We start from the raw sequence: 19,799 nt of genomic DNA on the forward strand, positions 1-19,799 counted from the left end.
TGCGCCTCCCGCACCGCCCGGTCGCGTCAGGCCTGGCCGGCCGGCGCCACCACGTCCTCGGGGGCCGCGGACGGCCGCGCGTGCGAGACGACCTGCGGGCGGGCGAGGTGCACCGGCTCCAGCGGCGTGTTGCCGAGGATCATGTCCGAGGCCTTCTCGGCCACCATCAGGGTGGGCGCGTAGGTCTGGGTGTTGGTGACCGTCGGGAAGATCGACGCGTCGACCACCCGGATCCCGTCGACGCCGTGCACCCGCAGGGTGTCGGGGTCCACGACGTCGTCCGGGGTGCGGCCCATCCGGGCGCTGCCCGTGGGGTGCAGCCCGGTCTGCGCGGTGTGCGAGATCCAGTCGAGGATCTGCTCGTCCGTCTGGAACTCCGGCCCGGGGACGACCTCGCCGCCGTCGACGCCCGAGAAGGCCGGCTGGGCCATGATGTCGCGCGCGATGCGGATCGCCTTGACCCAGTCGTCCCGGTCCCGCTGGTTGTCCAGGTAGTTGAAGATGATCCGCGGATGGGCGGCCGGGTCGGCCGAGCGCAGCGTGACGCTGCCGCGGGAGCGCGCGGCCATGGTGCCGACGTGCACCTGGTAGCCGTGCCCCTCCACGATCCGCTTCTCGTCGAAGGCCATCGCCATGGGCGCGAACCCGACGATCACGTCGGGAAACTCCATGTCCTCGTTGCTGCGGACGAAGCCCGCCGCCTCGAACAGGTTGCTGCCCGCCGGGCCCCGGCCGGCGAGCCACTGCAGGCCCATCTTCGGCCAGTTCTTCTTGTCCTTCATGTGCACCATCGAGATGGGCTGGGTGCACCGGTGCTGGACCTGGACGGCCAGGTGGTCCTCGAGGTTGTGGCCGACCCCGCGCAGGTCGTGGATCGGCGCCACGCCGACCGCCTCGAGCTCCTCGGCGCGGCCGACCCCGGACAGCTGCAGCAGCTGCGGGGTGTTGAAGGCGCCGCCGGACAGGATGATCTCCTTCGCCCGGACGATCTCCTCGTGGCCGCCGGCGGCGCGGAAGGTCACCCCGACCGCGCGCGTCCCGGAGAACACGACCTGCGTGGCCAGTGCGCGGGTGCGGACCTCGAGGTTGGGCCGCCCCATCACCGGGTGCAGGTACGCCTGCGACGACGACTGCCGCCGGCCCCGCCGGATGTTGCGGTCGAACGCCGCGAAGCCCTCCTGCACCGCGCCGTTGAGGTCCGCGGTGAGGTTGTACCCGGCCTGCTGGGCGGCCTCGAAGAACAGCGCGAACAGCGGGTGGTCGGCCGGGGCGCGCTCCACCGTCTGCAGGCCGCCGCGACCGCGGTACTCGTTCCCGCCGAAGGTCAGCGAGTCCTCGATCTTCTTGAAGTACGGCAGGACGTGCGCGTAGTCCCAGGCGTCGTCGCCGACGACCTTCGCCCACTGGTCGAAGTTCGCCGGGTGGCCCCGGACGTAGGTCATGGCGTTGATCGAGCCGGAGCCGCCGAGCAGCTTGCCGCGCGGCAGGTCCATGCGGCGGTTCTGCATGAACGGCTCGGGCTCGGAGACGTAGTGCCAGTTGTGGCTCTTGCTGGCGATCGCCAGGCCCATCGCGGCCGGCATGTGGGTGAACACGTCCCAGAACGGGTCCGCTTTCCCGGCCTCGAGAAGGAGCACCCGGTGGGCGGGATCGGCGCTCAGCCGGTTGGCCAGGACGCACCCGGCCGCACCGCCGCCGACCACGACGAAGTCGTAGACCTTGTCCGACATGAGGTGTTGGGCCCTCCTCCTGGGAACGCTGCGTACCTGCGCCCCGCGTCGCCGCGGCCCGGCACTCCCCGGGTCGCCGCGGCCGCAGCGGCGGTCACGATATCGCGGTGAAATCCACCACCCCGACTCAGGTCAGGGCGCGGCTCCTGCCGCGGGTGCGTTCGGGTCTGCGTTCGGATCAGCGTTCGGGTCGGTGGCCGCGGGGGCGTTCGGGTCCGCCGCGGCGGGGGCGTTCGGGTCCGCGGGCGGGGCCGGAGCAGGCTGTCGCGGCTGGTCCAGCGGGAGCCCGGTGACGGGGTCGGTGCGGGTCAGGACGGAGTGCACCACCTGCTGTCCACCCTGGACGGTGAGCAGCGCGACGACGACGGCGACCACGCCGACCGAGGCCACCGTGAGCGCCCGCACCCGCGTGGGCGTGCGCCCCGGCCGGCCGCGGCTGCTCTCCACCACCCAGGCCCGGATGCCGAGGACGACCAGCAGGCCGAGGAACGACAGCCACACCCACTTGTCGAATCCCGGGTCGATCGTCATCCGGGCCTCCCCGCGGTACCGCCGGGGAGCACGGGCGCCCCGACCTTGCGCAGCACGTAGTCGTACGGGTCGTCCGGGCTCTGGTACCAGAAGTAGTACGTGCCCTGCTGGACCAGGGTGTTGGCGTAGTCCAGCGACCAGTTGTGCGGCTTGCCGTAGAGGTAGACGCCCTGGGCCTCGATGGACCCGAAGTTCACGATGACGTCGGGCGAGACCTTGGCCGTGCAGCCGATCGGGTCGTCCGAGACGCCGATCCGGCCGCAGCCCGGCACGCCGCCGCCGCGCCCGAAGAGCGTGAGGCCCTCGATCGCGAACGGCCCCGGGTCGGAGACCGGGATGACGTTCTGCCCGGGTGGGGTCGTCGCGACGACCGACCGGAACATCGCGGCGTCCTCGGGATAGACGACCTGGTAGGAGTCGTTGCCGCCGCGCAGGAACACGAGCATGCCGAACAGCGCGACCATCCCGACCGCCAGCACCGGCCGCATCCACGCGCGCTTGCGGACCGTCCAGCGCAGGAAGTCGGCGCCCAGGATCGTGAGGATCGGCAGACCGAACAGCACGATCCGCAGGAAGCCCTCGCTGCCGTAGCCCTGTGCGGCGAACGCCATCGGCACCACGGCGAGCCCGATCGGCACGAGGTCGCGGCGGCGCCGCCAGTAGACCCACGCGCCCACGATGCCCAGCAGGTACGACAGCCCCGCGACGAGCACGCGCCCGTACTTGACGACGATCTGGCCCGCGTCGCCGGTCAGCCGGTCGGCCACGCCCTCCTGCAGCGCGGCGCCCGTGTCGCCGGTGCCGATGAACAGCGTGATCTGGTTCATCCAGATGGAACGGGCGGCGATCAGGATGAAGAGGATCACGCCGATCATGCCGACCAGCACGAGCCCGCGACCCCGGTAGCGGCCCACGACGGCCAGCAGGAACAGCTGGCCGAGGATCGCGAACGGGGTGAGCTGGTGCGCCGGGATGACGGCGAGGATGCACAGCGCCGCGCAGAAGTAGACCAGCAGCAGCTGGCGCGGGGGCAGCGTCGGCCGGTTCGGCGGCGTCATGCCGGAGACCAGCCAGCGGTGCAGCAGCGGCAGGCGCTTCGCGCCGCGGTGCGGGGCCGGCCAGCCCGGCACGCCGCTCGGGTCCGTCCGCCGGGTGGCCAGCGGGCCGAGGGCGAACGTCAGCACCGTGAGCAGCAGGCAGATGCCCGTGGCCTGCGGCGAGAAGTAGTCCTGCTCGATCCAGTTCAGGCCGACGAACAGCCAGGCCGCGGCCCAGGGGGCACGGGTGCCGCCCAGCATCGAGCGGGCCAGCGCGTAGATGCCGATCGCCCACACCGTGACGACGGCGGGCGGGAACCAGCGCAGCACCTCGTCGAGCTGGTCGGCGCCACCGGCCTGGCGGAACCACGCCCACTGGGCGAAGAACGCGGGCCAGGAGAACCGGGCGTCGAGACCCTGCGGCGGGACGCCGTTGGCGACCGCCACGGCGTCGACGAAGCCGGTGATCGTCCAGGCCGTGCCGAACCGCGCGGCGGGCTCGACGACCGACGGCAGGCCCGTCGAGCAGAGGATGAGGACGCCGGTGGCGGTGCCGAGCATCGGGATGCGCGGGCGCCGGGCGTAGAGCTCGGAGAGGCAGGAGCCGATCGCGAACAGCAGGGCCAGCCAGCCCGGGATGCCGAGCACCTTGGCCAGGCCCCAGCCGTCGAGCGCCTGCAGGTCGGTGGTGACCACCGCGAGCGGCAGCATCGCCACCGCGAGCAGGGCGAGGGCCGGCGAGAGCCAGCGGTCGATCACGACCCGGTTGCGCCCGAACCAGGACGGCTCGGCGGGCGGCTCGGCGTCGGCCGGCGGGACCGGGGGCGGGACGAGCGGGATCGCCGCGGTGGGCGGGTCGCTGCCGTCCGGGCCGTTCCCCGGCGTCGCGCCGACGGGGCGGAGGACCTGCGTGGCCTCGGGGTCGCTGCGGACGGTGCCGCCCTGCGCGTCCGTGGCGCGGCCACCGTCCTCGCGCGGGGTCCCGCGGTCGTGGGCGCCCCGGCGGGTGTCCTGCGTGGTCACTGGGCGACCACCGCGTGCCGGAGCAGGAAGGGGATGCTGATCCCGGTGACGATGTAGAGCATCAGGTCGGGGTGCCACCAGACGGTGCTGACCATGATCTGCGCGGCGAGCAGCGTGGTCGCCACGCCGACGCCCAGGGTCAGCAGCCAGACGTGCGCCGCGGGCGCGCGGCGCAGGAAGCCCGCCGCGGACCAGCCGGGGCCCAGCAGCAGGAAGCCGATCGTGACGAAGAGGCGGATGTCGCCGACGGTGCCGCCGGTCACCTTCAGCAGGCTCAGTGCGCAGGCCGCGACGCCGGCGACGACGAGCATCAGCGCGACGCCGCGACGCGCGGTGCGGGCGCGCGTCAGCTCCGCCGCGGAGGGCATGCTCACCGCGTCACTCCGTTCCCTCGCCGGACGTGGTCCGTGGCCGACACCGTTCCCGTGCTCGGCACCGTGGGGATGCTCGGCACCGTCTCGCTCGACACCGCGTGGCGCACCGGTCCGCGCGGCGGGACCGCGGCACACCGTCCGGCGCCGGACGGACCCCGGCGCCCGTCAGGAGTATGCCGGGCGCCGGTGATCCGCAGGAGGCGACCCCTCAGGAGGCCTCCTCCTCGAGGGCGTAACGCGCGTCGAGCGCCTCACGCTGCGCCGTGGCGCGCTGGGGCGCGGGACGGTCGGTCCCGGCCGCCGGACGGTTGCCCGGGCGCGGCGACTGGCGCGGCGGGGCGGTCGCCGCGGGCGGCGACGGGGGCACGGCCGTGGCCGCCTCGACCTGCTCGATCGGCTGGGCGGGCTCGGTCGTCGGGGGCACCGGCAAGGTGTCGGCGGTCCCGAGCGGGCGGCCGTTGCCGTGTCCGTTGGTGTGGCCGTTCGAGTGGCCGTTGCCGTTCACGTGTCCGTTGTGGACGGCGTGCCCGTTCTGTCCACCGTGGCCGTTCGACGGCGCGTGCCCGTTCCGCGCGTGTCCGTGGGCAGCGCCGTTCACAGCTCCGTTCACCGAACCGTTCAGCGGGGCGCCCACCGGGCCGCTCAGCGGGCCGTCGTGGGGCGTGCCGTACCGCGCCGCGGCCGGAGCCGCCACCGCCGGTGGCTCCACGCGCCGCTGGTTGGCCCGCCGCCGCTCGGCGGCGAGGGTGCGCAGGACCCGCGTGCCGTCGGCGAAGGTCCGCAGGTTGGTGTCGCCGAAGAGGCGCTCGCGCTCGTAGGAGGGCACCTCGGTGACCTTGAGCTCGGCCGCGGCGACCCGGCAGGCCAGCACGGTCTCGATCTCGAAGCCGTCCCCCCAGAGCATCGACCCGTCGTCCGGTGCGGGAGCGTCCACCGCCGGCAGCTCCAGCAGGGGCAAGAGGTCGGCCCAGAAGGCGTTGTAGCCGTAGCAGAGGTCCGAGTGCCGCGTGCCGAACAGCGCGTTGGCCACGCCGTTGAGCCCCGCGTTGCCGGTCCGCCGCAGCAGCGTGATGTCGTCGCTGCCGCCGCCGCGCGCGAAACGGGTGCCCTTCGCGAAGTCGGCGCCCGCCTTCAGCGCCGCCACGAACGCCGGGATCTCCGCCGGGTCGGCCGAGCCGTCGGCGTCGAACATCACGATGATGTCGCCGGTGGCGGCGGCGAACCCGCACGCCATCGCGTTGCCCTTGCCCTTGCGCGTCTGCTCGACGATCCGCACCCACGGCAGCACGCGCCGCGCGGTCTCCACCGTGCCGTCGACGGAGTTGCCGTCGACGACGATCACCTCGTGCACCGCGGGCCGCACGGCCGCGATCGCGGGCAGCACCACCTGCAGGTTACGGGCCTCGTTCCGGGTGGGGACCACCACGGACACGGTCGGATCGTCACTGCGCTCAAACCTGCGCCGATCACTGCGCTGCATCGCAGTCTCCCCCTCGTCGCACCTCGTGTGCTGTCGCGCTGACGCATCGGCGCCCGACTTCTGCAGGTCGAGATGTCACCCGGTACTCCGTCATCGCTTGGCTTATCTGTCGGCCTCGTCGGTGCGTTACGTGACGGGGCGTTGCCCTGACCGCGTGCACACCGTTCACAGCGCCCCCCGTTCGGGTCCCGGACGACCACGCTCCGGTCACTCCGCGGGCGCTCGGCTGCTCCGGGTCCACCACGCGAACCTTACGGACAGTGCGATCGGCCCGCCGACCGGGGGCGTCCTGTGTGCTCGGTAGAGTGCCGCCCCATGGACAGCACGGACCGCCACGCCCACGCGGCGGAGCAGCGGGAACCGGGCGCCCGGTGACCGCGGCCGGCTTCCCGGGCGGCTACCAGGCCACCGTGTCCGTGGCCGCGGCCGTCACGGAAGGCGAGCGGCACCTGGCCGAGACGATCGGCTCGGTCCTCGAGCAGACGGAGCCCGAGTTCGAGCTCGTGCTGTTCGACAACGCCAGCACGGACGCGACCCACGACATCATGCGCTCCTTCGCCGACCCGCGCATCCGGGTGGAGCGGACGGGCGAGCGGCTCCCCCGGGCCGAGGCCCGCAACCGGGCCGTCGCGCTGAGCCGGTCCCCGCTCGTGAAGACGATCACGGACGGCGACATCCTCCACCCGCGGTGTCTCGAGCTGCAGATCCAGCCGCTGCTCGACGACCCGGGCCTCACGCTCGTCGCGGCCCGCCGGCACGTCGTCGACGACAAGAGCCGGGTGCTGGTCCCCCGCCGCGGGCTGAACGGGCTGATCGGCACGCGCAGCGGCGACGAGGTGGCCCGCAAGATCGTGCGCAGCCGCAGCAACCTGATCGGCGACGCGTGCAACGTCACGTTCCGGCGGGAGAGCTTCACCGCGGCGGGCGGCTGGCGGGGCCGCCGGGACGAGCTGCTCGACCTGGACTGCTGGCTGCGCCTGCTGCACCACGGGGACTTCCTCGGTCGGCCCGAGCCGCTCGCGGCCGTGCGGATCAGCGGCGGCCCGCGCCAGCCCGGCTACGCCGAGCGGGTCCGCGGGGAGCACACGGCGATCGTCGCCGAGCTCGGCGACTCCCCCGCCTACGAGGTCCGCGCGCTCGACCGGCTGGTCGGTGCGGTGCTCGCGCCCGTGGGTGCGCTGCGGCGGTCCGGTCTGTCGGTGCTGGCCTCGCGCTCGGAGAAGCGCGAGGAGCGGGAACGCGAGCGGGCGCTCGCCGCGACCTGACCCCGGACCCCGGTCGGCGGCCGACCGACCCGACCGGACCTGCCCGTCGGACGGGCCGACCCCTCCGACCGGACAGTCGCACCGGTCTCGCTCCCGCACATTGTTTGCGATTGCCTCGCCGACGCGTTGAGATGGGGGCGGCGCCGTCTCCGGCGCTCCCCTCGGCACCCGGGAGGCCTCCTCCATGGTCACCATGGTCACCGCCATGCACATGAGCGACGGGCTGGTGAACGCCACGACCTCGCTCGTCTTCGGGGCCGTGGCCGTCGTCGGCCTCGTGCTCTGCCTCGTCCGCGCCCGCGCGGACCTCGACGAGCGCACCGCGCCGATGGCCGGGCTGGTCACCGCGTTCGTGTTCGCCGTGCAGATGATCAACTTTCCGATCCTGCCCGGCGCCAGCGGCCACCTCCTCGGAGGCGCCCTCGTCGCGATCCTCGTCGGCCCGTGGGTCGGCACGGTGTGCATCGCGATCGTGCTGCTCGTCCAGGCGCTCCTGTTCGCCGACGGCGGGCTCACCGCGCTGGGCACGAACATCACGAACATGGCGCTCATCGGCGTCTTCACCGGCTACGGCGTGGCCCTGCTGCTGCGCCGGGTCGCCCGGCGCAGCCGCAGCGGCCTGGTCGCCACGGCGTTCGTCGCCGCCTTCGTCAACACGGTGGTCGCCTCGCTGGGCTTCGTCCTCGAGTACGCGATCGGCGGCAGCGGCGGGGCCGGGCTCGGCACCGTGTTCGCGCTGATGGTGGGCCTGCACGCGCTGATCGGCATCGGTGAGGGCGTGATCACCGCCGCGACCGTCGGCGCCGTCGCGGCCGTGCGCCCGGACCTCGTCCACCTGCTGCGGGGCACGGCGACGCCGCTGGTCCGCAGGTCCGCGCCGACCACGCCGGCCGCCGGGGGTGCGACGTGAACGGGCGGCGCGGGTTCCTCCTCGGCTTCCTGGTGGTCGCCCTGCTCGTCGCGGGCGGGCTCTCCTACTTCGCCAGCTCCAGCCCCGACGGGCTGGACACGGTCGCGCTGCACGGCTGCCAGGTCACCGAGACCGGCGGCGGCGAGCAGCTCGACGGCACGTGCATCGCGCAGAACGCCGGCGAGCACGCGACCTCGGGCTCGCCGCTGGCGGACTACTCGGTGTTCGGCGGCGACGGCACGGTCGGGATCGCCGGCGTCGTGGGCGTGCTGGTGACCCTCGGTGTGGCCTTCGCCCTGTTCCGTGTGCTGGCCCGGCGGTCCCCCGCCCGGTCCGCGCCGTCCACCGAGCCCGAGGACGACTGACGTGGGCGCGGGACACGCCCACCCGCTGCACCTGCACCGCGACTCCCCCGTCCACCGGCTGCCGCCGCAGGTGAAGATCGTCGCGGCGTTCCTCGGCGTGGTGTGCGTGGTCGCGACCCCGCGCGAGGCCTTCCCGGTCTTCGCCGGCTACCTCGTGCTGCTCCTCGGCGTCTGGCTCGCGGCCCGCATCCCGGTGGGCTGGATCCTGCGCCGCTCCGTGATCGAGCTGCCGTTCGTGGTGCTCGCAGTGCTGCTGCCGATCACCGGACCGGACCCGCGCATCGAGTGGCTCGGGATGTCGCTCTCCGAGCCCGGGCTGCTCGGCGCGTGGAACATCCTGGTCAAGGGCACGCTCGGTGTCCTCACCTCGCTCACGCTGGCCGCCACGACGCCGATGCGAGACCTCCTCGTGGGGCTGCAGCGGCTGCGGGCCCCGGCGCTGGTCACCACGATCGCCACGCTCATGCTCCGGTACGTCGACGTGATCGCCGGAGAGGCCCGGCGGATGCGGCTGGCCCGGGTCGCCCGCGGGCACGACCCGCGGTTCCTCTGGCAGGCCGGTGCGACCGCCCGCGGCGTGGGGGCGCTGTTCGTGCGCTCCTACGAGCGCGGCGAGCGGGTGCACCTCGCCATGCTGTCCCGCGGCTGGACGGGCGCGATGCCGGTCCTCGCCGAGAACCGCACGACCCGGCGGGACTGGGCCGCCGGGCTGGCGCCGGTCGCCGTCGCCGCGGCGCTGGCCGTGACCGGATGGGTGATCACATGACCCGGGCCGACCCGTTGGACGACACCGACGCGGTGGTCCCCGCGCCGCCGTCCCTCCTCGTGCGGGACCTCCTGTTCGCCTACCCGGACGGCCACCAGGCGTTGCACGGCGTGGACCTGCGGATCGAGCCGGGCGAGCGGGTCGCCCTGCTCGGCCCCAACGGCGCCGGCAAGACCACCCTGGTGCTGCACCTCAACGGGATCCTCGCCCCCGGCGAGGGCACTGTCGAGGTGGGCGGACTGCCCGTGGGCAAGGAGCACCTGCAGGAGATCCGGCGCCGGGTCGGGATCGTCTTCCAGGACCCCGACGACCAGCTCTTCATGCCCTCGGTCCGCGAGGACGTCGCCTTCGGGCCGGCCAACTTCGGGCTGAGCGGGCCGGCGCTCGCCGAGCGGGTCGACCAGGCGCTCGCGGCCGTCGGGATGGGCGAGCACGCCGACCGCTCGCCGCTGCACCTCTCCGGCGGGCAGCGCCGCCGGGTCGCGCTGGCCACGGTACTGGCCTGCGACCCCGAGATCCTGGTGCTCGACGAGCCGTCGTCGAACCTCGACCCGGTCGCGCGCCGCGAACTCGCGGAGGTGCTGCTCGGGCTGGGCCGGACGATGTTGATGGTCACCCACGACCTGCCGTACGCGCTGCAGCTCTGCCCGCGCAGCGTGGTGCTCGACGACGGCGTGGTCGTGGCCGACGGACCCACCCGGGAGCTCCTGGCGGACCGCGCCCTGCTGGAGCGGCACCGCCTGGAGCTCCCGTTCGGCTTCACCCTGGGCCAGGGCGACTAGCTAGCGGGGCGGGGCCTCCTCGGACCAGTCGCCGCGGGCGGGGACGCCGTTGGGTGGGAGCTCCCCGGTGCCCAGGGCGGGTCGCGCCTCCTCCCCGATCGCCGGCACGTGCTGGGTCGCCTCGGCCGTGGCCGCCGCGACCTGCCGCGCGATCTCGGGGTCCCCGGTGGTGTCGAACCAGTCCTTGACGGACTCCTCGTCCTCCTCGGGGACCGAGCGCACGCCGTCGTCGGGTGAGGGGGTGTACTTGAAGACGCCGTCCTCGCCCGGCGCGCCGAGCATTTTGGTGAAGCCCTCGAGCGCCTTGCCGAAGTCCGACGGCACCAGCCACACCTTGTTCGCCTCGCCCGCCGCCATCTGCGGCAGGGTCTGCAGGTACTGGTAGGCGAGCAGCTCCGGGGTCGGGCGGCCGGCCTTGATCGCGGCGAACCGCTTCTCGATCGCCTTCGCCTCACCCTGCGCCCGCAGGTACTGCGCCGCCCGCTCACCCTGCGCCCGCAGGATCCGGGACTGCCGCTCGGCCTCGGCGTTGAGGATCGCCGCCTGCTTGGCACCCTCCGCGGTGAGGATCTGGCTCTGCTTCTGGCCCTCCGCGCTGCGGATCGCCGACTCCCGCTGGCCCTCGGCGGTGAGGATCATGGCCCGCTTCTCGCGGTCCGCCTTCATCTGCCGCTCCATCGACTCCTGGATCGACGGCGGCGGGTCGATGGCCTTGATCTCCACGCGCTCGACGCGGATGCCCCAGCGCCCGGTGGCGTCGTCGAGCTCGCCGCGCAACACGTTGTTGATCTGGTCCCGGGAGGTGAGCGTCTCCTCCAGCGTCATCCCGCCGACGACGTTGCGCAGCGTGGTCGTGGTGATCTGCTCGACGCCGGTGATGTAGTTCGAGATCTCGTACACCGCGGACTTCGGGTCGTTGACCCGGAAGTAGACGACGGTGTCGATGTTCACCGTGAGGTTGTCCTGCGTGATCACCGGCTGCGGCGGGAAGGACACGACCTGTTCGCGCAGGTCGATCCGCTCCCGGATCCGGTCGACGAACGGCACCAGGAACGCGAGCCCCGGGTCCTGCGTGGTCTTGTACCGGCCCAGCCGCTCGACCACCGCGGCGGTCGCCTGCGGGATGATCTGCACCGCCTTCGCGAGCGTGATGATCACGAATATCACGATCAGCACGACCACGACGAGCAGTCCGACGTTCACCGTCTCCATGTCCCTTCCCCCGTCTACTCGGCGAGCACGAGCACGGTGGCGCCCTCGATGCGCACCACCGTGACCCGGTCCCCGGGCTCCATGACCTGCTCGCCGTCGAAGGAGCGGGCGGACCACTCGTCCGGCCCGATCCGCACGCGGCCGCCGTGCCCGTCGACCCGCCGGGAGACCACCGCCGGCCCCCCGACGATCTTGTCGGTGTGGTGCACGTAGCCCTCCACCGACTTCTGCGCCTTGCGCCGCAGCACCGGCCGCACCCCCGCGAGCAGCAGCACCGAGGAGATCGCGAACAGCAGGGTGCTGCCCAGCCACCCCAGGCCGAACAGCGCCGAGCCCCCCGCCGCGACGAGCGCCCCGCCGCCGAGCATCAGCAGCACGAACTCCCCCGCCAGCATCTCGCCGGCGAGCAGGGCGATCCCGGCGATCAACCAGATCAGCGGAACCATGACCCCAGGATGGCAGAGGTCACGGACCGGGGTGGCCGAAATGATCATTTCGGTCGCACAACGGTCGTGGTCAGCCCTCCTGGGTGACGAAGTCGATCAACTGCTCGACGGCGCCGATCAGCGAGGGGTCCAGGTCGCGGAAGGACTTCACGGCGCCGAGCACGCGGCGGGCGCCGTCGGCGGGCTCGCCCCAGCGCAGCGCCTCGCACACGCCGGTCTTCCAGTCCGTGCCGCGCGGGACCTTCGGCCAGGCCCGGATCCCGACGGCCTGCGGCTTGACCGCCTCCCAGACGTCGACGAACGGGTGGCCGGTCACCAGGACGTTCGGCCCGGCGACGGAGGCGGCCTGGCGGGTCTCCATGCTCCCGGCCACGAGGTGGTCGACAAGGATCCCGAGCCGCCGGTGCGGGGCCGGGCCGAACTCGCGGACGGCGGCGGCGAGGTCGTGCACGCCGTGCAACGGCTCGACGACCACGCCCTCGACCCGCAGGTCGTGGCCCCAGACCGTCTCGAGCAGCGCGGCGTCGTGAATGCCCTCGACCCAGATCCGGGCCGCACGGGCGGTGCGCGCCTTCAGGTTCTCCACCCGGACCGAGCCCGATGCCGACCGGACCGGCCCCGTCGGCGCGGCCGCGGGCTTCACGAGGGTGGCCGGGCGACCCTCGAACAGGAAGGCCGCCGGGCGCAGGGGGAACACCCGACGGGCGCCGAAACGGTCCTCGAGGGTGACCTCGCGGACGTCGATCTTCACGACCGCGCCGCAGAACCCGCTCGCCGGGTCCTCCACCACCAGACCGGGTTCGGCGGGGACCTCCGGGATCTCCTTCCGCGTGCGGACCCGGGTCCCGTCGGCGCCGAACGCGCCGCGGTAGTCGTGCGTGCGGGGTGCGGGCATGTCCGGGTTGTATCCCAAGGGGCACATCGGGTCGCGGGCGACACGCGGAGGGGCGCCCGAAGAGCGCATCACCCGTGCGGCCGACCGGCCGCCCTTCACCGAACGTCACGCAGCGTCACCCGCACGGCAGAGGCCGGGTTCCCGTCGCCCGTGGTTAGCCTGGCGTTCGTGCCCCGCTCCTCCGCCACCTTCGCGGTGTGGTCCTCGGCCTGGCTGGCCGGGGCCGCCGCGCCGGACGACGTGCTCGACGCGCTCACCGCCTGGGCCGAGGCGCACGACGTCGTCGCCGCCGACGAGGCCACTGCCGCCGCCACGGACCTCCCCGCCCCGGGCGCCCCCGTCTCGTCGCTGACCTTCCTGCTCGCCGCGCTGCGCCGGGCACCGCGCGGCGCCGGCCGGCTGGTGCTCCCGGTCGCCGGCGACATCCGCGGCCTGCCCGGGCCCGGGTCCTTCACCTCGGCCGCGATCGCCGCCGGTGAGGGCGTGCTGTACGGCGAGGCGGGGCTGGGAGTGGTGCCGAGCCCGATCGCCGACGGCGTCCTGCGCTGGACCGTGCACACCGTCCCCGCGCCGGTGCCGCCGGCGGAGCACGTGCCGCTGGCGGAGGCCGAGCACGAGCTGCGGTCGCAGGTGCGGCAGTCGACCTCGCTCCTCACCGAGCTCGGCGTCGCCCGGCACCGGCCCGGGGTGCGCGAGGAGATCGCCGCGGCCCTGCGCGCCCGACCGGCCACGCACTGGCCCGCCGGGATGCCGGGGCGCGCGCTGCGCGTGCTGCAGCAGGCGGACGAGGTGGAGGCGATCCTCGCCGCCGCCTCCGCCGACGAGCCCGGGGGCGCCCTCTCGGCCTCCGCCGCCACCGCCCGTCGCGAGGCCCTCCGCCCCCTCGACACCGCCGTCCGGATCGCCCGCCGCGCCGCGGTCGCCGAAGCGGTCCGCACCTACGCCCCCACCCCGTAACGCGGCGAACTCGAGGGTTCGACAGCCCGGTCCCGCGAGTCGGGAGTTCCAGCACCGCGAGTCGGGAGTTCCAGCACCGCGAGTCGGCAGTTTCGGGCGCCCGAGATGCACATCTCCGTCGCTCTCGACATTGTGACGTTCGGTGACCCGCAGATGCCGACTCGCGGGACTCAGTTCCGGCCCCGCGCCGCGGTGATGAGGGCCCGCGCCGCCGGTCCGTTGGGACCGTCCGCCCGCCACGCCAGCTCGATGCGGCTCCGCACCTCCGGCACCAGTCGCGCGGCCCCGACGTCGAGCCCCGCCGCGCGGATCGCGCTCGCCGGCAGCACCGCGACCCCCAGCCCGCGCGCGGACAGCCGCGCGAGCAGCAGCGGGTCCCCCGCCTCGAAGGCGATCCGAGGGCGCACGCCGGCCGACGCGCACGCCGCGTCGAAGGCGCCGCGCGGCCCCGTCCCCGGCGACATGCACATCAGGGGCCGGTCGAGCAGCTCGTGCAGCCCCACCTCGTCGGTGTCCAGCCCGACGGCGACCAACGGCTGCTCGGTGATCGTCCGCGTCGCGACGCCCGGCGGCGGATCGCCCGCGACGCCCGCCCACACCAGGTCCACCTCCCCCGCGACCAGCTGCGCGAGCAGCGCCTCCGAGGTCCCCTCCCGCAGCGAGATCTCGACCGCGGGGTGCGCCCGGCGGAACTCCGCGAGCAGGTCCGGCAGATCGGTGGCGGCCAGCGACGGCGCCATCCCGACCGCCACCCGCCCGCGGACCAGGCCTTTCAGCTCGTCGACGGCCAGCTGCACCCCCTCGACCGCCGCGAGCGCCGCCCGGGCGTAGGGCAGCACGGCCTCTCCCGCGGCCGTCGGCGTGACCCCACGGGAGGTCCGGGTCAGCAGCGGCTCCCCGAGCTCGCGCTCCAGCTGTCTGAGCTGGGCGCTCACCCCGGGCTGGGCGACGTGCAGGCGGGCGGCCGCTGCCGTGACGGTCCCCTCCTCGACCACCGCGACCAGATACTGCAGGTGACGCAGCTCCATAACCGATGATGCTAGTGGCGAGACGATCCATCTCTTGGACTTCTGGCGGACGGCGGCCGAGGGTGGAGCCGTGTCCACGACCAGCACCCTCACCGGCACCGTCCTCCGCCCCGACGACCCCGGCTACGACGCCGAGCGCCGCGGGTTCCAGGCCGCCCGCGCGCACCGTCCGGACCTCGTGGTCGTCGCCTCGAGCCCGGCCGACGTCCGTGCCGCCGTCAACCATGCCCGCGACCGCGGGCTCGATCTCGCCATCCAGTCGAGCGGGCACGGGCTCGCCGCCCCGCTCGACGGCGGACTGCTCATCAGCACTCGTCGGATGCGCACGGTCACGGTGGACCCGGTGACCCGCCGCGCCCGCGTCGAGGCGGGTGCGACGTGGGGGGACGTCGTCGCCGCAGCAGCTCCGCGCGGCCTCGCGCCGCTCAGCGGCAGCTCCCCCGGCGTCGGGGTCGTCGGCTACCTGCTCGGCGGCGGGTTCGGCCTGCTCGGCCGCACCTTCGGGTTCGCGGCCGACCGGATCGGTCGGGTCGAGGGCGTCACGACCTCCGGTGAGGCGGTCGAGCTCGACCACCTGCCGAAGGACGGCACCGTCGTCACGGCCGTCGAGGTCGAGCTCGTCGAGCTCACCGAGGTCTGGGGCGGCTCGCTCGCCCTCGAGGTCACGCCGGCCGTGCTCGACGGTTGGGCCGCCTGGAGCGCGGACCTGCCGGAGGAGGTGACGACCGGGATCTCGCTCGTGCCCTTCCCCGACGACCCGGCCCTGCCCCCGCCGTTCCGCGGGCGGCACATCGCCATGATCACGGTCGCCGCCACCGCGGACGTCGACGGTCTCGTCGGATCCCTGCGCGAGCTGGCCCCGGCGCTCCACCAGCGGCTCGGGTGGCTCCCGGTGGCGGAGTCGCACACGATCCACCACGACCCGACCGAACCCGAGCCCTACGCCGGCGACGCCCGCCTGCTCCGCACGCTCGACGGCGACGGGCTGCGGGCGATCCCGGCTCTGACGGGCCCGTCCGCGCCGGTCCCGTCCGTGGTCGAGGTGCGTCGCCTGGGTGGGGCGTACACGCGCGGCCGGACCGTGCCCGCCGCGTTCCGCGAGGCCGAATACCTGCTCCGGGCCATCACCATCGTCGACGGCCCGGACGAGGCGGCCGCCCGCGCGCTCCACCGGAACCTGTTCCGCCCGTTCGCCGCCGACGACCTGGGCCGGGCGTGGTCCTTCGCCTACGGCCTCACCGCTCCGAACTAGTCATTGACAAGTTCCCTCGCTCGCGCCAGTCTTGTCAGTGACTAGTTCGACGAGAGGAGCTCGCGATGTCCGTCCTGACGACCACGGTCCCCATGCCCCTGGTGCGCGGGAACTGGCAGGTCCTGGAGCCCGTGCACGCGGTGCTCTACTACGCACCCGAGGTCGCCGCGGAGGTGGCGGCGCTCGGCTTCGACACCGCCACCCGCTGGCCGTCGTACTTCCCGCTGCGGGCCGCGCCGCTCGGCCGGCCGGGCGCGGAGGTCGTGACCTCGGCCTTCTACAGCTTCAGCCCGGCGATGGTGGCCGAGCACATGCGGAGCGCCTGGACCACGTCGTCGCCCGACGACGTCCGCGCCGCCCGGCTCCGCGGCGTCGACGCCGGACTCCGCGCGCTGCTCGGCCCGCTCGCCGACGCACCCGCCACCGGAGAGGCCGTCGAGCTCGCGTGGCGGGCGGCCGAGGCGGCCGTGACCGCGGGGCGGCCGTTGGCGGCCGCCGACGCGGGACTCGACGTCCCGGACGAGCCGCTGCTGCGGCTCTGGCACGCCGCCACGATCCTGCGCGAGCACCGCGGGGACGGGCACGTCGCCGCCCTGCTCGACGCGGAGCTCGACCCGTGCGAGGCGCTGGTGTCCTTCGCCGCCGTCGGGGCCGCACCGCGGGAGACCTTCGCGAGCCGCGGCTGGAGTGACGACGAGTGGGAGGCCGCCGCCGAGCGGCTGCGCGCCCGGGGCCTGCTCGACGACGACGGCGTGGCCACCGAGGCCGGGCGGGCGCTGCGCGAGCGGGTCGAGGCCCGGACGGACGCCCTCGCCGCCCAGCCCTACGTCGCCGTCGGGATGCCGGAGATCGCGCGGCTCCCGCAGCTCGTCGGGCCGCTGACCGCGACGATCGCGCAGTCCGGGCTGCTCCCGGCCGTCAGCACGCTGGGCATCCGCAAGCCCGAGTGACCCGCGAGTCGGCGGTTCCAGGCGACCGAGCAGCACATCCCAGGACCTCCCGGGATGGGTGGTTCGGACACCCGAAACTCCCGACTCGCGGTGCAGGAAGTCCCGACTCGCGGTGCAGGAACTCCCGACTCGCGGTGCAGGAACTCCCGACTCGCGGGGCTGTTAGGGGCGGGTGGGGCGGCGGACCGGTTCGCAGCAGGTGACGGCGCAGGGGGCGCCGTCGGTCGTGCAGCCCGCCCGCGGGACCCCGCCGAGGGATCGGGCGGGCGCGTCGGACAGGTGCTCGGCCATCAGCTCCACCACCATGTCGGCGAAGCGGGGGTCGGGGCCGGCGGTGGCGGCGCGGGCGAAGGCCATGCCCAGCTCCTCCGCCTTCTCCGCGGCCTCGTTGTCGAGGTCCCAGATGACCTCGATGTGGTCGGACACGAACCCGACCGGCGCCACGACGACCGCCTCGACACCTTTCTCGTGCAGCGCCTCGATGTGGTCGACGACGTCCGGCTCCAGCCACGGGATCTGCGGCGGCCCGGACCGCGACTGCCACACGACGTCGTAGTCGGTGATCCCCACCTCGGCCGCGACCAGCCGGGCGGCTTCGGCGATCTGCCGCGAGTAGCGGTGCCCGCCCTCCTCCGGCACTCCGGCGGCGGCGTCGGCGGCCACCGGGACGGAGTGCGCGGTGAACACGAGCCGCGCCCCCTCCGGCACGGTCGCGAGGGCGGCCCGCACCGCGTCGGCGTTGGCCTCCACGAACAGCGGGTGGTCGAAGAAGTGCCGCAGCTTGGTCAGGTGCGGCGCCCCGTCGCCGACGGCGGCGCGGGCTCGGGCGATGTCGTCGTCGTACTGCCGGCAGGCCGAGTAGCCGCCGTAGGCGCTGGTGGCGAACACGAGCGCGTTGCGCACGCCGTCCCGGGCCATCTCCGCGACGGTGTCCTCGACCATCGGGTGCCAGTTCCGGTTGCCGAAGTACACCGGGAGGTCCGTCCGTGACCGGATCGCCGCGATCAGCTCCCGGTTGCGGGCGTTGATCGGCGAGACGCCGCCGAAGTGCTGGTAGTGCTCCTCGACGGCGTCGAGCCGCTCCGGCGGCACCCCGCGGCCGCGCACCACGTTCTCCAGGAACGGGCGCACCTCGTCCGGCCCCTCGGGACCGCCGAAGGACAGGAACAGCAGCGCGTCGTAGGAACCCACGGCCTCATTCAACCGCGCGCCGGTGGGCCCCGCGCGTCACACCCCGACGGCGTGGAACCCGCCGTCCGCCATCACCATCGAGCCGGTGGTGGTGGGCAGCCAGTCCGACAGCACCGCGCACACGGTCTTGGCGACGGGCACCGGGTCGGTGACGTCCCAGCCCAGCGGGGCGCGGGAGTCCCAGTTGTCCTCGAACGCCGAGAAGCCCGGGATGGACTTGGCGGCCATGGTCTTGACCGGGCCGGCGGCGACCAGGTTGACCCGGATGCCCTTCGGCCCGAGGTCACGGGCCAGGTACCGGGTGACGGACTCGAGCGTGGACTTGGCGACGCCCATCCAGTCGTAGGCCGGCCAGGCCTGCCGGTTGTCGAAGTCCATCCCGACGATCGACGCGCCCGGCCCGAGCAGCGGCAGCAGCGCCGTCGACAGGGACTTGAACGAGTACGCGCTGACCTGGATGGTCGTGGCGACGTCCTCCCACGGGGCGTTGAGGAAGGCCCCCTCCCCCAGGCAGGACGCCGGCGCGAACCCGATGGAGTGCAGCACCCCGTCGAGCGAGGGCGAGTCCCCCAGGTGCGGGGACACCCGCTCGACCAGCGAGTCGAGCTGCTCCTGGTTCGACACGTCGAGCTCGACGACCGGGGCGGGCTTGGGCAGCCGCTGCGCGATCCGCTCCACCAGCCGCATCCGGCCGAACCCGGTGAGGACGACCTCCGCGCCCTGCTCCTGCGCGATCTTCGCCGCGTGGAACGCCAGCGACGCGTCGGTGATCACACCGGTGATCAGCAGCTTCTTGCCCTCGAGCAGTCCCATCAGGACCCTTTCGCCGTCGTTCGGGGAGTTCGGGGAGCTGACGCTCAGTGGCCCATGCCGAGGCCGCCGTCGACCGGGATGACCGCCCCGGTGACGTAGCCGGCCTGCTCCGAGCCGAGCCAGGTCACGGCCGAGGCGACCTCCTCGACGGAGGCGTAGCGGCCCAGCGGGACCTGCTTGGTGATCTCGGCGCGCCGGTCGTCGGAGAGCGCGCGGGTCATGTCCGTGTCGACGAAGCCGGGGGCGACGACGTTGGCGGTGATGCCGCGCGACCCGAGCTCGCGGGCGACCGAGCGGGCCAGCCCGACCAGCCCGGCCTTGGAGGCGGCGTAGTTGACCTGCCCCGCGCTGCCCAGCAGCCCGACCACGGACGAGATGAAGATCATCCGGCCGCCCTTGGCCTTGAGCATCCCGCGGGAGGCGCGCTTCGCGACCCGGTAGGCGGCGGTGAGGTTGGCGTCGAGCACCGAGGTGAACGAGTCCTCGCTCATCCGCATGAGCAGCCCGTCGTCCGTGATCCCGGCGTTGGAGACGAGGACCTGGACCGGCCCGTGCTTCTCCTCGACGGTCGTGAACGCGGCGTCGACGGCGGCGGCGTCGGTGACGTCGCACTGCACCGTCAGCAGCTCCCCCGGGAGCCCCTCCGCCGAACTGCGGTACGTCACCGCCACCTGGTCCCCCTGGGCCGCGAACGCCTCCGCGATCGCCAGGCCGATGCCGCGGTTTCCTCCGGTGACCAGCACGCTCCTACCCACGGGCACAGAACCTAGTGCACGGGCGTGCACGGGGCCG

At 74.0% G+C, this 19,799-nt stretch carries 20 protein-coding genes; 8 read left to right on the forward strand and 12 right to left on the reverse strand.

Translation table 11 applies throughout. The features are described 5' to 3' along the window. Positions 1-26: 26 nt before the first annotated feature. The 5 genes from ACQP04_RS18905 to ACQP04_RS18925 form a co-directional block, all read right to left on the reverse strand. On the reverse strand, positions 27-1,730 hold the full coding sequence (locus ACQP04_RS18905) for a choline dehydrogenase (RefSeq protein ID WP_433501896.1): 1,704 nt from the start codon (positions 1,728-1,730) through the stop codon (positions 27-29). A 132-nt stretch (positions 1,731-1,862) separates the two neighbouring features. Next, positions 1,863-2,261 carry a hypothetical protein gene (locus ACQP04_RS18910; protein WP_433501897.1) on the reverse strand — a complete coding sequence of 133 codons (399 nt, stop codon included), beginning with the start codon at positions 2,259-2,261 and terminating at the stop codon, positions 1,863-1,865. Continuing rightward, positions 2,258-4,321 carry a hypothetical protein gene (locus tag ACQP04_RS18915; protein ID WP_433501898.1) on the reverse strand — a complete coding sequence of 688 codons (2,064 nt, stop codon included), beginning with the start codon at positions 4,319-4,321 and terminating at the stop codon, positions 2,258-2,260. Before ACQP04_RS18915 ends, ACQP04_RS18910 begins: the two co-directional genes overlap by 4 nt. After that, entirely contained in the window at positions 4,318-4,695 is a 378-nt protein-coding gene (locus ACQP04_RS18920; protein ID WP_037038788.1) for a hypothetical protein, read from the reverse strand. The genes ACQP04_RS18915 and ACQP04_RS18920 overlap by 4 nt, the downstream gene beginning before the upstream one ends. Positions 4,696-4,903: 208 nt before the next feature. Beyond that, positions 4,904-6,127: a glycosyltransferase gene (locus ACQP04_RS18925; RefSeq protein ID WP_433501899.1), complete on the reverse strand. Its 1,224-nt coding sequence runs from the start codon at positions 6,125-6,127 to the stop codon at positions 4,904-4,906. A gap of 419 nt (positions 6,128-6,546) precedes the next feature. On the opposite strand from ACQP04_RS18925, the gene ACQP04_RS18930 reads away from it, so the two are divergent. From ACQP04_RS18930 to ACQP04_RS18950, 5 genes are all read left to right on the forward strand, one after another. Then, positions 6,547-7,440, forward strand: a complete 894-nt coding sequence (locus ACQP04_RS18930; RefSeq protein ID WP_433501900.1) for a glycosyltransferase family 2 protein — start codon at positions 6,547-6,549, stop codon at positions 7,438-7,440. A 184-nt stretch (positions 7,441-7,624) separates the two neighbouring features. Then, positions 7,625-8,350, forward strand: a complete 726-nt coding sequence (locus ACQP04_RS18935) for an energy-coupling factor ABC transporter permease (protein ID WP_433501901.1) — start codon at positions 7,625-7,627, stop codon at positions 8,348-8,350. Further along, on the forward strand, positions 8,347-8,715 hold the full coding sequence (locus ACQP04_RS18940; RefSeq protein ID WP_433501902.1) for a PDGLE domain-containing protein: 369 nt from the start codon (positions 8,347-8,349) through the stop codon (positions 8,713-8,715). The genes ACQP04_RS18935 and ACQP04_RS18940 overlap by 4 nt, the downstream gene beginning before the upstream one ends. Before the next feature lies 1 nt (position 8,716). Next, positions 8,717-9,481, forward strand: a complete 765-nt coding sequence (gene cbiQ, locus ACQP04_RS18945) for a cobalt ECF transporter T component CbiQ (protein WP_433501903.1) — start codon at positions 8,717-8,719, stop codon at positions 9,479-9,481. Next, positions 9,478-10,263 (forward strand): energy-coupling factor ABC transporter ATP-binding protein, encoded by a 786-nt coding sequence (locus ACQP04_RS18950; RefSeq protein ID WP_433501904.1) that lies wholly within the window; start codon positions 9,478-9,480, stop codon positions 10,261-10,263. The genes cbiQ and ACQP04_RS18950 overlap by 4 nt, the downstream gene beginning before the upstream one ends. Here the strand turns inward: ACQP04_RS18950 and ACQP04_RS18955 are convergent, their stop codons facing one another. The 3 genes from ACQP04_RS18955 to ACQP04_RS18965 form a co-directional block, all read right to left on the reverse strand. Then, positions 10,264-11,475, reverse strand: coding sequence for an SPFH domain-containing protein (locus ACQP04_RS18955; RefSeq protein WP_433501905.1), 1,212 nt, complete (start codon positions 11,473-11,475; stop codon positions 10,264-10,266). Positions 11,476-11,489: 14 nt separating this feature from the next. Beyond that, on the reverse strand, positions 11,490-11,921 hold the full coding sequence (locus ACQP04_RS18960) for an NfeD family protein (protein ID WP_433501906.1): 432 nt from the start codon (positions 11,919-11,921) through the stop codon (positions 11,490-11,492). A 70-nt stretch (positions 11,922-11,991) separates the two neighbouring features. Further along, positions 11,992-12,816: a DUF3097 domain-containing protein gene (locus ACQP04_RS18965; protein WP_433501907.1), complete on the reverse strand. Its 825-nt coding sequence runs from the start codon at positions 12,814-12,816 to the stop codon at positions 11,992-11,994. A 168-nt stretch (positions 12,817-12,984) separates the two neighbouring features. On the opposite strand from ACQP04_RS18965, the gene ACQP04_RS18970 reads away from it, so the two are divergent. Next, positions 12,985-13,773, forward strand: a complete 789-nt coding sequence (locus tag ACQP04_RS18970; RefSeq protein WP_433501908.1) for a hypothetical protein — start codon at positions 12,985-12,987, stop codon at positions 13,771-13,773. A gap of 170 nt (positions 13,774-13,943) precedes the next feature. Here ACQP04_RS18970 and ACQP04_RS18975 read toward each other — a convergent pair whose 3' ends face one another. Continuing rightward, positions 13,944-14,801: a LysR family transcriptional regulator gene (locus ACQP04_RS18975; protein WP_433501909.1), complete on the reverse strand. Its 858-nt coding sequence runs from the start codon at positions 14,799-14,801 to the stop codon at positions 13,944-13,946. 70 nt (positions 14,802-14,871) lie between these two features. On the opposite strand from ACQP04_RS18975, the gene ACQP04_RS18980 reads away from it, so the two are divergent. Both ACQP04_RS18980 and ACQP04_RS18985 read left to right on the forward strand, forming a co-directional pair. Next, a complete protein-coding gene (locus ACQP04_RS18980; RefSeq protein ID WP_433501910.1) occupies positions 14,872-16,053 on the forward strand; it encodes an FAD-binding oxidoreductase in 1,182 nt (393 codons plus the stop codon). 65 nt (positions 16,054-16,118) lie between these two features. Further along, positions 16,119-17,003, forward strand: coding sequence for an SCO6745 family protein (locus ACQP04_RS18985; protein ID WP_433501911.1), 885 nt, complete (start codon positions 16,119-16,121; stop codon positions 17,001-17,003). Between the two features lie 162 nt (positions 17,004-17,165). Here ACQP04_RS18985 and ACQP04_RS18990 read toward each other — a convergent pair whose 3' ends face one another. From ACQP04_RS18990 to fabG, 3 genes are read right to left on the reverse strand one after another with little or no spacing between them, the layout of a single operon-like run. Further along, positions 17,166-18,194: a ferrochelatase gene (locus tag ACQP04_RS18990; RefSeq protein ID WP_433501912.1), complete on the reverse strand. Its 1,029-nt coding sequence runs from the start codon at positions 18,192-18,194 to the stop codon at positions 17,166-17,168. Between the two features lie 36 nt (positions 18,195-18,230). Continuing rightward, on the reverse strand, positions 18,231-19,007 hold the full coding sequence (gene fabI, locus ACQP04_RS18995; RefSeq protein ID WP_037038772.1) for an enoyl-ACP reductase FabI: 777 nt from the start codon (positions 19,005-19,007) through the stop codon (positions 18,231-18,233). Positions 19,008-19,051: 44 nt separating this feature from the next. Then, a complete protein-coding gene (gene fabG, locus ACQP04_RS19000; protein WP_433501913.1) occupies positions 19,052-19,762 on the reverse strand; it encodes a 3-oxoacyl-ACP reductase FabG in 711 nt (236 codons plus the stop codon). Between the last annotated feature and the right edge of the window lie 37 nt (positions 19,763-19,799).

Origin of the sequence: Pseudonocardia halophobica (assembly GCF_050948485.1) — a bacterium.
Classification (GTDB): Bacteria; Actinomycetota; Actinomycetes; order Mycobacteriales; family Pseudonocardiaceae; genus Pseudonocardia; species Pseudonocardia halophobica.

Excerpts from the sequence above, each read along its gene's own strand:
- ACQP04_RS18905 (WP_433501896.1), bottom strand. The coding sequence starts at position 1,730 with ATGTCGGACAAGGTCTACGACTTCGTCGTGGTCGGCGGCGGTGCGGCC.
- ACQP04_RS18910 (WP_433501897.1), bottom strand. The coding sequence starts at position 2,261 with ATGACGATCGACCCGGGATTCGACAAGTGGGTGTGGCTGTCGTTCCTC.
- ACQP04_RS18935 (WP_433501901.1), top strand. The coding sequence starts at position 7,625 with ATGGTCACCATGGTCACCGCCATGCACATGAGCGACGGGCTGGTGAAC.
- ACQP04_RS18950 (WP_433501904.1), top strand. The coding sequence starts at position 9,478 with ATGACCCGGGCCGACCCGTTGGACGACACCGACGCGGTGGTCCCCGCG.
- ACQP04_RS18955 (WP_433501905.1), bottom strand. The coding sequence starts at position 11,475 with ATGGAGACGGTGAACGTCGGACTGCTCGTCGTGGTCGTGCTGATCGTG.
- ACQP04_RS18960 (WP_433501906.1), bottom strand. The coding sequence starts at position 11,921 with ATGGTTCCGCTGATCTGGTTGATCGCCGGGATCGCCCTGCTCGCCGGC.
- ACQP04_RS18965 (WP_433501907.1), bottom strand. The coding sequence starts at position 12,816 with ATGCCCGCACCCCGCACGCACGACTACCGCGGCGCGTTCGGCGCCGAC.
- ACQP04_RS18975 (WP_433501909.1), bottom strand. The coding sequence starts at position 14,801 with ATGGAGCTGCGTCACCTGCAGTATCTGGTCGCGGTGGTCGAGGAGGGG.
- ACQP04_RS18985 (WP_433501911.1), top strand. The coding sequence starts at position 16,119 with ATGTCCGTCCTGACGACCACGGTCCCCATGCCCCTGGTGCGCGGGAAC.
- fabI (WP_037038772.1), bottom strand. The coding sequence starts at position 19,007 with ATGGGACTGCTCGAGGGCAAGAAGCTGCTGATCACCGGTGTGATCACC.